10 protein-coding genes are annotated in these 11,069 nt (G+C 50.9%); 3 read left to right on the top strand and 7 right to left on the bottom strand.

Annotated elements, in window-relative coordinates; all coding sequences use genetic code 11:
* The first annotated feature begins 161 nt into the window (after window positions 1–161).
* Entirely contained in the window at window positions 162–944 is a 783-nt protein-coding gene (locus PN477_RS06760; protein WP_417158765.1) for an Rpn family recombination-promoting nuclease/putative transposase, read from the top strand.
* A 90-nt stretch (window positions 945–1,034) separates the two neighbouring features.
* Here the strand turns inward: PN477_RS06760 and PN477_RS06755 are convergent, their stop codons facing one another.
* The 4 genes from PN477_RS06755 to PN477_RS06740 all read right to left on the bottom strand — a co-directional run bounded on the left by PN477_RS06755 (window position 1,035) and on the right by PN477_RS06740 (window position 7,286).
* The gene (locus PN477_RS06755) at window positions 1,035–2,504 is read right to left on the bottom strand and encodes a leucyl aminopeptidase (RefSeq protein WP_272117834.1); all 1,470 of its coding nucleotides are present in this window, start codon (window positions 2,502–2,504) and stop codon (window positions 1,035–1,037) included.
* Between the two features lie 318 nt (window positions 2,505–2,822).
* Window positions 2,823–3,098: a DUF2442 domain-containing protein gene (locus tag PN477_RS06750; RefSeq protein WP_417158764.1), complete on the bottom strand. Its 276-nt coding sequence runs from the start codon at window positions 3,096–3,098 to the stop codon at window positions 2,823–2,825.
* 207 nt (window positions 3,099–3,305) lie between these two features.
* On the bottom strand, window positions 3,306–4,733 hold the full coding sequence (locus PN477_RS06745; RefSeq protein ID WP_272117830.1) for a hypothetical protein: 1,428 nt from the start codon (window positions 4,731–4,733) through the stop codon (window positions 3,306–3,308).
* Window positions 4,734–4,862: 129 nt separating this feature from the next.
* A complete protein-coding gene (locus tag PN477_RS06740) occupies window positions 4,863–7,286 on the bottom strand; it encodes a GH116 family glycosyl hydrolase (protein ID WP_272117828.1) in 2,424 nt (807 codons plus the stop codon).
* Window positions 7,287–7,436: 150 nt separating this feature from the next.
* Here PN477_RS06740 and PN477_RS06735 point away from each other — a divergent pair, with 150 nt between their 5' ends.
* On the top strand, window positions 7,437–7,571 hold the full coding sequence (locus tag PN477_RS06735; RefSeq protein WP_272147103.1) for a hypothetical protein: 135 nt from the start codon (window positions 7,437–7,439) through the stop codon (window positions 7,569–7,571).
* A gap of 8 nt (window positions 7,572–7,579) precedes the next feature.
* Here the strand turns inward: PN477_RS06735 and PN477_RS06730 are convergent, their stop codons facing one another.
* Together PN477_RS06730 and PN477_RS06725 are read right to left on the bottom strand one after the other, a co-directional pair.
* A complete protein-coding gene (locus tag PN477_RS06730) occupies window positions 7,580–7,978 on the bottom strand; it encodes a helix-turn-helix domain-containing protein (RefSeq protein WP_272117824.1) in 399 nt (132 codons plus the stop codon).
* A complete protein-coding gene (locus tag PN477_RS06725; protein ID WP_272117822.1) occupies window positions 7,962–8,261 on the bottom strand; it encodes a type II toxin-antitoxin system HigB family toxin in 300 nt (99 codons plus the stop codon). The genes PN477_RS06730 and PN477_RS06725 overlap by 17 nt, the downstream gene beginning before the upstream one ends.
* Window positions 8,262–8,474: 213 nt before the next feature.
* On the opposite strand from PN477_RS06725, the gene PN477_RS06720 reads away from it, so the two are divergent.
* A complete protein-coding gene (locus PN477_RS06720) occupies window positions 8,475–10,268 on the top strand; it encodes a sodium:solute symporter family protein (protein ID WP_272117820.1) in 1,794 nt (597 codons plus the stop codon).
* 10 nt (window positions 10,269–10,278) lie between these two features.
* Here the strand turns inward: PN477_RS06720 and PN477_RS06715 are convergent, their stop codons facing one another.
* Window positions 10,279–10,896, bottom strand: coding sequence for a YdcF family protein (locus PN477_RS06715; RefSeq protein ID WP_272117818.1), 618 nt, complete (start codon window positions 10,894–10,896; stop codon window positions 10,279–10,281).
* Window positions 10,897–11,069 lie beyond the last annotated feature (173 nt).

Raw genomic sequence — 11,069 nt, 5'->3', positions numbered from 1 at the left:
CTTGGTTGGGTAAGCATCGCCGTTTAAGTAAAGACTATGAGCGCCTTCCCCAAATGAGTGAGTGTTTCGTCTATCAAGCCATGACCTCTTTAATGCTCAAACGCCTTACTGTTTAATCTTTTCTTTACAGATACCTTCTACTCAAGGATGAGCAGGGAGAAATTAAATCCATTAACTACATCAAAAATGAGCAGCTTGGGTCTACCGGACTCGATCGCAAGGCTATTTTTGATCTTTACTGTGAAAATGAACGCGGTGAAAAATTCATTGTTGAACTGCAAAAAGCGAAACAGAATTTTTTTAAAGATCGCACCGTTTTTTATTCCACATTCCCCATCCGCGAACAAGCCAAACAAGGAGACTGGAATTATAAGCTCAAAGCGGTGTACACCGTGGCAATTCTGGATTTTGTGTTTGCAGGCGATGAGCAGCAACCGGATAAATATCGCTATGATGTCAAGCTCACTGATATTGAAACCTGCAAAGTCTTCTACGACAAGCTCACCTTTGTCTATTTGGAAATGCCCAAATTCAATAAAACGGTGGATCAACTCAGCACCCGTTTTGACAAGTGGCTCTATATTTTGCGCAACTTAACCCGCCTGCAAGATATCCCCAAACCCCTCCAAGAAGATATTTTTGAAAAACTGTTTGCGATCGCTGAAATCGCCAAATTCAATCCCGCTCAAGTGCGCTCCTATGAAGATAGCCTCAAATATTATCGCGACCTGCAAAATACAATTGATACCGCACGGGATGAAGGGATCGATACCGGCATTCAACTGGGTCGGGAGCAGGGGATTCAAATTGGGGAAGAACGGGGTCGGGTTGCTGCCCAGGCGCAAATCGCTCGGAATTTACTGCAAGCCGGGATGAGTGATGCTCAGGTGATGACAGCCACCGGGCTAACGCCGGAACAATTAGCGCAGCTTCAAGCCAAGTGATGGGGGTGGGTCGGACTGATGCAACTGTTGAGGACAAGGGGCTTTAAGCCCCTTGTTTGTCTGTGGTCACACCAGCGACCCGGCGATCGCTTATTGCAAGACCCAATTCACAAGGGTTTGCACCGGGTAGCCCGTTGCTCCGGCATTGTTGACACCGTTTTCTTTGTCCGCCCAGACGGGGCCCGCAATATCGAGGTGTGCCCAGGGGGTTTTGTCCACAAACTCTTTGAGGAAGAGGGCCGCAGTGATTGAACCACCGGCACGGGGGCCGGTGTTTTTCATATCTGCAATGGGAGATTTGAGTCCTTCAAAATAGGCGGTTTCGAGGGGCATAGTCCAGAATTTTTCGCCCCCTTGGGTGGCGGCGGTTTGGAGTTGGGCGGCGAGGTCAGCATTGGGAGACCAGAGGCCGCCAATGGTGTCACCGAGGGCAACGATACAGGCTCCGGTGAGGGTGGCGAGATCGACGATCGCATCCATGCCGAGTTTGTCCGCATAGACGAGGGCATCGGCGAGGGTGAGGCGGCCTTCTGCGTCGGTGTTGTTGACTTCGATGGTTTTACCGTTGGAGGCGGTGAGGATGTCGCCGGGGTGCATCGCTTTGCCGCTGATCATGTTTTCGGTGGCGGCGCTGATGAAGTGAACTTCCACATCGGGCTTGAGTTGGGCGATCGCTTTCGCCGCGCCGAAGGTGGCCGCCGCGCCGCCCATGTCCATTTTCATCGTTTCAATGCCGCTGCCGCCGGTTTTCAGGTTCAACCCGCCGGAATCAAAGGTTAAGCCCTTCCCCACGATCGCGACTTTGCGGCGGGGTGTGCCACTGGGTTGATAGGTGAGGTGGATGAATTTCGGGGGCAGCTCTGAGGCTTGAGCCACGCCGAGGAATGACCCCATTCCCAGGGCTTCACAGTCGGCTTGTTCAAGGATTTTCAACTCTAGGCCGTATTCGCTGGCGAGGTCTTGGGCGAGGGCGGCGAGGGTGAGCGGTGTGACGCTGTTGGCGGGGGCGGCGACGAGTTCACGGGCGAGGATCACCCCAGAGGCGATCGCTGCCCCGGTGGCCAAGGCCCCCGCCTCTGATCCCAGGGCCAACAGATCGACGCTTTCCAGCACCGCGCCCTGATCTTGGGGGTCAGATTTAAACCGATTGTCCACATGGAGCGACAGGTGTAGCCCTTCGGTGAGCATCTGCGCGGTCTTGCCCACATCTTCCGCCATGGGCACACGAATGCCGAGGGTTTTCACCTTTTGCTGTTTGGCGATGCGGGCGATCGCTGCCGCTGCCGTGCGGGCCACCGCTGGGCTGTAGTCCGCTTCGGCTCCCACGCCCACGAGGATAATTTTGCGCACCGGGCTATGGCTGCCCACCCGCGCCACGGCACTGCTGCCCGCTTTGCCGGTGAATTCGGTTTCGGCGATCAATTCTGCGATCGTGCCATCCAAGCGTGTATCAATGGCTGCTAACTCAGCGCTCATCTCCACAGCATCGGCATAGAATCCTAGGGCCAACGCATCGCCGCTCCAGTCTAGGGGTAAAGTCTCAACGGTTTTAATCTGCATCGTTATCGTCAAGTTCAAATTTGCGGTGAAGTTACGATCTTCTATTATGGGGGGTCAGCCGGGGAGGCGGGTGATGATTAATCGGTTTTCCTGTTCAGCGATCGCCTGTTGCTTCAACAGTGCCAAGCCTTGATGCCCGGTCTACCCATCAGAAAACGGGTCTTCGGACTCGCTAGCTCGGAAATCCCCTTATCAATTCACAGGCCGGTTTAGTTTCGGATGGGGTGAGAACAGCCTCTAGGGTAAGGGTTGGCGCTGTTCCGGGGGGTGAAACCATTCAGGAATGCTGAGAGGTTTAATGTTCCTCTCACTTTAATATCAAGAAACACTCGCAGAGATGGCATTAGGGGCGGGCGCTCCTCGTAGCATTCCTGCTGTGCTTAGGTCTTCATCAATTTCGTCCCAGTGAATCCCATAACCCCCGCCACAGATTTCCCACTGCATCCGCTGTTCTGGCAGAGCATTGAGTAGTTTTGGATACCAAACCAGAGGAACCGTAATGATCCGGCCATCCATCAAATCAACGCTGATTGCATCTTCTGTAAACGAAACACTCTTAACCCGTTCATCAGCCTGAATCGCCAAAATACCCATACCAAGCTTAATACTACTAGTTATTTTTTCAGCATACAGGAAGGTGGGTAATGCCCACTCTACTATTTGGGGCACGGGTTTCAGGTTGGGCGAGGAAGTCCGCTAGGGTGAGGGTTGGCGCTGTTCCGGAGGCTGAAACCATGGCAAAATGTTGAAGATTTCAAAATGTGGATATTTTTCACCCTAACACTAACTCATTAGATCTAGCTATTTTTTAGTTCTTTTTCCTTTGTTTTCTACCATTTCTTGTCTTCTTCTTGCAACAATTTTATGCCATTTATCATCTTGAGGTGATTCTTTACTTAACTCCTGTTTGCATGAAAAAAAAGTTGCCACAGCACCCCAGTTTTGATGAGGTGTTGGAGGATTAGGTCTTAATAATTTAAATCCAGTAAGGGCAAGAATAATATGTCCGTAAAATCGACATAGATAGATCATATCGTTCAGTGCTTGTTCTTTATTTGAGTCAACATCTAAACTATTTGTATGTATTAGCCAATCTGGGTGTGCGTTACGAGTCCGAAGACGCTGAAAAGCTTCAATGGCACACTCACAAAACTCTTTCCATTCTTTTCTAAACTCTCTATTGCTTTCATTTAAGAAATATGAACCCTTGAATTTGCCATTTAAATATTGTTCAACCAAGCCTTTAGAATTATCCTTTTTTGTTACTGGAAGATCATAGATTGTTCTGATTATGGCTTCTAGAGTAGTTGCAACAAATAGCTCTTGACTACTTTGTAATTGCTGTTCACTAGCTTCCAAAATTTGAAAGAAAATTCTTGTACAAATTTCATGAAATTCTTTTTTTCGACAAAAGAAATTGGATACATATACAATGATCTTTGTGCGTTGATCACTCTTAAAATATTGATTATCAAAAAAAGCAAATAGCCCTAAATCCTTGTATTCTTGCTCCGTTCTAACTTCAATGATTTTTTTTGTGGCCCTTCTAACTTGACGTTGAAGTATTTGCACAGTTTCTCCACATAAAATCCGTAAGGCCTCTTGAAGTCCAATGGGCCAATTCCAAGATTCGGATTTACTATAAGATTTTTGAGAAAGAATCCAGTGTAAATGAAAATATCCCTTTTTAAGGAAATATCCTTTGAGTTTAATATTACTTTCCTCATACAATAATCCTGTTTTACCAAGCTGTTCAATTAATTGATTTTCTAATTTCGTTGTGACAGTTACAGGATCACCAAAAAAACTATCATCTTCTATTCGATATAAAGCACTGCCATACCATTTTGGTTCTGTATCATTATTGAAAATTGGTAAACACAAATCACAAATAAATATACGATTAAATGATAAAGATAAATTTCTTTGCAATAAGCCCAACTTAAGTTGATCACTTATATATATATCAGGTATAAGCATCCAACCATTGCTTGTCTGTATTCGGATAGAACAATAATCTGATTTTTTTGGGATTTTTACTTTACCTATATCACTCGATTGATTATCATGATTTTTGATTTTATCTAGGAAGGCATCCAAAATGAAACCATCATTTGGTTCCCACTGAATAAATCCTCGTCCTTGATATTTTTGTCCTTTGACATAGAAATATAAATGCCCTGTGATTATCTTTTGTGCTTTAAAATATTCACTAATTTTGTTAATCATAGCCTTTAAGTGTAAATCCAAATTATTGATGTAATCTTCTGTGAATTCAATCGAACGTTTTGTTTAAGTTGCAGATGTAGAGTGAGTAATCACCCACCCTACTTTTTTCGTTTGTGATGGGGTTAGTACCTATCTCATTTTGAACTCCGTTAAAACGCCGTACATTCCCCAGATGGCCAGGGCGCGGAGGTAGTGGCAGGCGCGGAACGTGCCGACCGGGGTGATGGCTTCCGGGGTGCGGAATTGGAGACCGTTTTCGTAGACCTGTTTAACCACCGCTTCCGCCACCTCAAACGCTTCCTCCTTCATCCCCATTAACAGCATGTAAGCCGCGAGGCCGAAATTAATTCCCGTCCAGACTTCGAGGGGGTGGGTCGCGTTGGGGTTTTCCGGGCTGCCGTCGATGAGGACACCATTCGCCGCGCCGAATTTGCCCGCGTAGAACTTTTTGAAACAGGAATCATAGACCGTGCGCAGGGCAATTTGGGCATAGGTGCGATCGCACACGTCGGGTAGGTCGAGCAACTGAGCGTAGAATTGGCCGCAGAGTTGATCCGCCATTACCACATCAGAGCCGCTTTCGCTGTCGAGGCGGTAGAAACTGCCGTTCCAGAGGGTTTCTTGGTAGAGGGGGCGGGCTTGGCGGAGCCAGTCGCGGTATTGTTCGAGGTGTTTGGTGATGCCTTGGGGGTAGTCGGCGGGTTGGAGGAGGGGATTATTGGGGGGATTGTCGATTAGGATCACGCCGATCGCGATCGCAGCCTCCAACGCCGCAATCCACAACGCCCCACAATAGGCACTGATGCCGCGCAACTGCCAATCATCAAACGTCTGATCCGGTGCGCCGGAATTTTCCGGGATGCCATCCCCATCGAGATCAAACGCCTTTAAATAGTCCAACGCCACCGGAATCGCCCCCCAACATTCCCAGAGAAAATCCACATCATTCGCCCCCGTGAGCAGATAGTTGCGATAGACCTGGAGGACGAAATCGCTGGGGAGGTCTTTCCACTGGTTGCAGTCTTGATAACTGGTGTAGTTGCTCTTTTCCCAGGGGTGTTCGTTGGGTGCGCCGAGGTCGTGGGGGGTGGCTCCAGCGGCCTTGCGGATGGCGGGGGCTTGGTTGTAGCCGATGATCCGAGGGGTGTCGTCGGCGGTGGGGATGGCGCGGGCGAAGGCTTCGAGGATTGCTTTATCCAAGCGGGGAAAGAGCATCATCGTGGCGAAAGAGCCGTACAAGCGCACATCGAGGCTCTCGTACCAACGGTAATCGAGACATTCAAGGATGCCGAATTGGCCGATGGGGTCGGTTTCTGTGCCTGCCGTCCAGAGCGTGCCGCCGTCGGTGAGCAGGTAAAGCTCGTTAAAGAGGGCCATTTTGAACCAGTCGGGGAGGTCGTCGCGGTTCAAAATCGGGGTTTGCCAGGCGAGGATTTTTTCGCGCCATACGTCGCTGTGCTTGAGGGCGGTGCGTACCACCGTCCAGGCGTTGTGACCCGTGCGGGCGAAAAAGTCGGTGTGACGGCGGAAATAGTTGATGCCTTGGGCGAATTCGGTGACGGGGAAATCCCAGGCGAGGATGAAGGGGATTTTGCGCGATCGCCCCGGTCGCACCGTGAACCGAATCGTGAACGCTCCGGCAATCCGTTCGCCCGCTGTGGCCGGGGTTTCGTCCTGTTGATCCGGGAGCATCCCCTGGGTGGAGAAGAATTTCCACACCTCATCACCATCCCCCGCCGGATTCCACCGACTCAGGTAATAGGCTTCCATCGTGGCGTTGGTGACACTGGCGATCGCTAGTTGGCCGTCCCCTTCTTCCACACCGTCCGTGGTGCGTTCTCGCCCCATCAACACCCCGACGCGATAATTATCATTAATCCACTGGTTAAAACAGCCCTCGCTGTCGCCCCATTTCGGCTGATATTCATATTCCGGGCTGCCATCATCCCGCACCGTCACCGTCGGCTTCTTAATCGCATTGGTAAACCAGCCCACCACATTTTCCCAAGTGAGCATAATGCTCATCGTGATCGGCTGATCCGTCGGGTTATGCACCGTCCATTCAAACACCCCCACCGGATAGCTCGACTCCTGATAACACCCCGCCCACACCGGCGAAAACTGCTCACAAATAATCTCACTCTGAAACACCCCCTCATAGCTGTACCAACTGCGGGGATAAAGGGCGCTGTACGTGCCTTTGTGTTTCGGATACCATTGCCAAGTCGAGAGCGTGCCATCCTCCGGCGGTTCCGTGCTCAGGGCGTAGGCTTGGGGGGCTTCGTTCCCCACCTGTTCAAAAATGCTGAACTGACAAGCCGGAATCGTTTTGAACACATGCTCGCCGCCGTCCAAATGCCAGAGATTGAAATCCCCACGGGGCGATCGCCCAATACAGCCCGCCCCCAAACCCCCCAAGGGCATCCCATGCTCCGGGCCATCATCTAAATTACTCGCATACCGCACCGTATAGGGCGCATCCCACTCTGCACCAATCGCACGTTGCCACGCGCAAGCCGGGATTTCAGGACGGGAAATTTGGAAGGCATTCATAGGGCAATGGAGTCAGACTAAAAGAATATACGGCCAGATGTTCACACACCACCTGAAAATTCTATCAAGCCCCGTGCCGTCCCTTCCCACCGCGATCGCATCGAGGGGCGCGATCTAGAATAGAGGGTGATCGTTTTATCCGGCGCGGCCATGTCCCTCACGATTACCCTCACGCCTGAACTTGAAGCCCAGTTGCGATCGCAAGCCAATGGATTGAGAATTTCGTCATTGCGATCGCAAACTGAGCAGCACGGACAAGATCGCACCCCCTCACCAGGCGTTTAACGCCCTGATCAAATAAACACACTCGGAGAGATTTGAAAATAATCACCGAGGGCTTTGGCTTGAGCTTTACTAATGGCCCGTTTACCGTTCACCACTTCTGAAACCACACCACTCGAACCAATCACTCCCACTAAATCCGCTTGCCGAATTCCTTTGGATTCGATCAAGTGTTGTAACATCACATGGGGTTTAACCTCTGGCATCGGGTAGTGCTGTTCTTCATACTGTTTAATCAGTTGTACCAATAGATCCAACAGCATTTCTGCTTCGGGTTCTAAGTCATTCGAGAAAAATAATGGTTCAGTAATGGCCAAGATGCGATCGTATTCAGCTTCTGTTGTGATCACCGCTGGCAGTGTCTCCGCCAACAGTTGACCATAACGTTTGTGATCAAAAGTAAGGGTCATTTTTCCATCTCCCTTTGTCATACTCGGCATGAGTTAAAAGATATTTATAATAAATAATTTGCTTTGTGTAGTTAATCCCGACAATTAAACGATACTGATTGCCTTTGATATTGAAAACCGTAAAATCTCCCACAGCTTCCGCAGAGGCATAGTTTTGCTTGACTTCTTCTAAATTTTGCCAATTAATATTTTTGACAACCTGACACCAAGATGCGATCACTGGCAAGAGTCCAGGATATTTTTGTGCATCCCCTATGAGATTTTTCGTTGCAATGATTCTCATATTTTTTTATTCTGTATTTTTTTATTTTCATGGCTGTTTTTTTTGGGTGGTAGTTGGTTGTTTGCTGTTTGACTTGCTCTCATTATGAGAGTAAACATGATCAACGTCAACCTGATCGCACTCTGTAGTTTGAGGACAGGGCAGGTAGGATGGCGCATTAATCGGTAGACTTGCCCATAGACTGAGCAACGAGAACGGGACACCCAGAAGATTATGCAACTGTTGGATTGGTTAATTGTGCTGCTCTATCTCGTCTTGGCGATGGGGTTGGGCTTGTTTTTGACTCAGAAAGGGTCGAAAAGTTTGGTGGATTTTTTCGTGTCGGGGCGATCGCTCCCCTGGTGGCTCGCCGGGACGAGTATGGCCGCGACAACCTTTTCCATTGATACACCGCTGTATATTGCCGGGGTGGTGGGAACACGGGGGATTGTGGGGAATTGGGAATGGTGGAGTTTTGCGATCGCCCATGTCATCCTCATCTATGTGTTTGCGCGGCTGTGGCGGCGATCGGAAATTGTCACCGATGCCCAACTGACGGAAATGCGCTACGGCGGCAAGCCCGCCGCCTTCTTGCGGGGGACAAAAGCCTTTCTCTTTGCCCTACCGATTAACTGTATTGGGATTGGCTACGCGATGCTGGCCATGGTGAAGGTGGTGGATGCCTTGGAACTGTGGCAGAGCGTCGGGATTGAACCGGGGCCAAATGTGAAACTCTGGAGTGTGGTCGGGGTGAGCATTTTTGTGTTGGTGTATTCGGGATTTTCGGGGCTGTGGGGTGTGGTGGCCACGGACTTTTTTCAGTTTTTCCTCGGTTTGTTGGGGGCGATCATGGTGGCCGTGATCGCGGTGAACCATGTGGGCGGCATCCATGAACTGATCCCCGCCGTCCAAGCTAGCACCGATTTTGATGCCCTTTCGTTTATTCCCCTGACGGAAAATTGGGGTTGGAGCGATACCGCCGGGATTAGCCTCACCACCTTTTCAGCCTATATGTTTGTGCAGTGGTGGTCATTTCGGCGCAGTGATGGGGGCGGCGAGTTTATCCAACGGCTCGCGGCGGCCAAAGATGAAGCCGAGGCGGAAAAGTCGGCGTGGTTGTTTAATATCCTCCATTACGTGGTGCGGACCTGGCCCTGGGTGTTGGTGGCGTTGGTGGCGTTGGTGATCTATCCGGATTTGAGCGATCGCGAACTCGGCTACCCAAAACTGATGCTCGATTTTCTCCCCACGGGGTTATTAGGATTAGCCGTCGCCTCCCTCGTCGCCGCCTTCATGAGCACCGTTTCCACCTCGATCAACTGGGGCGCGTCCTACCTCACCAATGATCTCTATCTCCGCTTTTTCCGCCCCGAAGCCCCCCAAACGGAGCTTGTCCTCGTCGGTCGGCTCGCGTCGATTCTCGTCACCGTATTAGGCGGCATTGCGGCCTTTTTCACCGAAGATGTGAGCACGGTGTTTCGATTGGTGATTGCGATCGGGACGGGGCCGGGGTTGGTGTTGATGTTGCGCTGGTTTTGGTGGCGGATTAACGCAGCGGCAGAATGGGCGGCGATGGTGTGCGGCTTTGTGATTGGATTGATCACCAGTTTGAACCCCGAAGCCTTGAGCGCGATTCCTGACTTTGGGACGCGCCTGCTGGTGATTTCGGGGATCACGGCGGTGGTGTGGATTACGGTAATGTTGGTCACGCCCCCGGAATCCGATGAAACCCTCGATGCGTTCTATTGCAAAGTCCGTCCGGCGGGGATCGGCTGGCGACGACAACGGGAGCGCACCGGGATTGCGCCGATTCAAAACCTGAAACTGGATAGTTTGCGGGTGATTGCGGCGACCTTTGTGCTGTTTGGGGCGATGTTTTCCGTGGGGGGGTTCTTGTTGTTGCGATCGCTCACTGGTTGGGTCTGGCTAATCCTAGGCATTCTCGCCTGGTTCTGGCTCCGCAAGCTCGATCAACAGGTGATCCCCCCCATGCCCCGGCCCGGATTAGACGATCGCGGCGCTCTCTAACGCCATGGCCCTACCACGATCGCAGCCTCTGGCCGAGATCCTCTTTCAACTCGGTCGCCGTATGGCCGGTGAAAAGCCATAAAATGGCCCGCCCCCCATCCACCATACTTTTTGCCCAAGACTCTTGAGCCATCCCCCCTTCCTCAATGGGCAGGGGTTTAATCACAATGCCCCGACTACCGAACACCACTTCCCCGATAATCCGAGCGCGGTGCATATGGTTAGCGGAGGTAATCAGGTAAATGCTCTTGATGCCCGCGGCCTCTAGGTCATCCACCAAGGTGGTGAAGTTGGTGACGGTATCTTCGGCATCGTAGTTGAGATGGAGGCGATCGCGCTCCACCCCCGCCGACGCAAAGACCCCCTGAACATAGGCCTCCGGACTCCCCGACGACACCCACACCTCCAAACTCGGATCATCATGGGCCAACTGAGCCGCGTAGGATTCTCGCGCCTCCAACCCCCCCAGCACCAAGGCTGCACGCGGTTCAGCCATGATCATCCGCACCTGTTTGTACGCCACGATTAATGCCAACACCACCAGCGGTAAAAACCACAGGGACACTCGATGTTGCGAAGATTGATGCACCGCCCCAGAACGTCGCTGAAGCCCTAATTTCAGAACCATTAAATCAAGGAAAAACGAAAAAAGTCTAGACTTTGACATACTCACCGTCCTGAAGGAGCGGTGATTCTTGACACTTCACCGAGACTTGCTACCGCAGCAGTCTTACTGTCTCTCCATGTCCATTTAAAGTCGTGGCAATGCCCTATCCCGACTTGTGAACAAGCTAAAAGTCT

The sequence above is a fragment of the Spirulina subsalsa CS-330 genome (assembly GCF_028330765.1).
Taxonomy (GTDB): domain Bacteria; phylum Cyanobacteriota; class Cyanobacteriia; order Cyanobacteriales; family Spirulinaceae; genus Spirulina; species Spirulina subsalsa_A.
This window is presented reverse-complemented; position numbering and strand designations above follow the sequence as displayed.